This window comes from Sphaerimonospora thailandensis, from assembly GCF_016863115.1.
GTDB lineage: Bacteria > Actinomycetota > Actinomycetes > Streptosporangiales > Streptosporangiaceae > Sphaerimonospora > Sphaerimonospora cavernae.
On record NZ_BOOG01000136.1, the window covers coordinates 1 to 1,231 of the forward strand.

The 1,231-nt window shown below is 69.8% G+C and carries 1 protein-coding gene; it reads left to right on the top strand.

Annotated elements, in window-relative coordinates; genetic code table 11:
- Positions 1–110: 110 nt before the first annotated feature.
- The gene (gene istB, locus Mth01_RS29305; protein WP_407695992.1) at positions 111–893 is read left to right on the top strand and encodes an IS21-like element helper ATPase IstB; all 783 of its coding nucleotides are present in this window, start codon (positions 111–113) and stop codon (positions 891–893) included.
- Positions 894–1,231 lie beyond the last annotated feature (338 nt).

Below are 1,231 nucleotides of genomic sequence, written 5' to 3' on the forward strand. Positions count from 1 at the left end.
CGTCCCGCGCCCTCGGTCCTCCCCTACGACCAACTGCTCACCCAAGCCCGCCCGGCCCCGCAACCGGCCCCACAACCGGCGTCACCGACGGGAACGGAGGAGTGATGAGCGTGCGTAACCGTGATGAGCTGACCGACGCCGCCGCCGACGCCGCGATCGATCAGGCCTGCCGCATCCTGCGTCTGCCCACCATGCGCGCCCAGCACGCCGAACTGGCCGCCGCAGCCGCCCGCCAGCACATCTCCTACAAGGCGTTCCTGGTCGAACTGCTGTCCCTGGAATGCGACGAACGCGAGCAACGCCGCAAGGCCCGCCTCGTCCGCGAGGCCGGCTTCCCCCGCGTCAAACGCCTGGATGACTTCGATTTCACCGCCAACCCAGGCGTCCCCGCCCCGTTGATCCACACTCTGGCAGGCGCCGGCTGGGTCGCCCACGGCCAGCCGTTGTGTCTCATCGGTGACAGCGGCACCGGCAAATCCCACCTGCTCATCGGGCTGGGTATCGCGGCCGCCGAGGCCGGCTACCGCGTGCGCTACACCACCGCGGCCGCCCTGGTCAACGAACTGGCCGAAGCCGCCGACGACAAAGTCCTGTCCCGCACCATCGCCCGCTACGGCCGGGTCGACCTGCTGTGCCTGGACGAACTGGGCTACCTCGAACTCGACCGCCGCGGCGCCGAACTCCTGTTCCAGGTGTTCACCGAACGTGAGGAACGCGCGTCCATCGCGGTCGCGTCCAACGCCGCGTTCTCCGAATGGACGACCACCTTCACCGACCCGCGGCTATGCGCGGCCATCGTCGACCGGCTCACCTTCCAGGCCCACATCATCACCACCGGCACCGACTCCTACCGGCTCAAAAGCGCCACCGCCGCCCTCGCCGCCGCTACATGACACCCCGCCCCCGGGGTTGGGCGGGCGCGACCCGCTGCCAGGGACGCTGCTTACCAGGCCGTCCTTCTCCCGAGTCAAGGGCGCTTCGCGTCGGCTCCGCCGACGGCCCTAACGGGCCGCCCTTGACCCGCGAGCCTCCACGGCCCGGTCAGGACAGGATTCCCGGTCAGGCCCCAGCCTGCCCCTTCCGCCCAACGCGTCCCTTCCACCCCCGCAGTCCCAAACCTCCAAGAACCGAGCGTGGGGCCATTTCACAGGAGAACTCCACCCACCCTCCTCGTCCGTGGTGGGTCCAAATCAGGGGAGCCCAGTGGGGCCACTGCGGGTTGACACAGCCA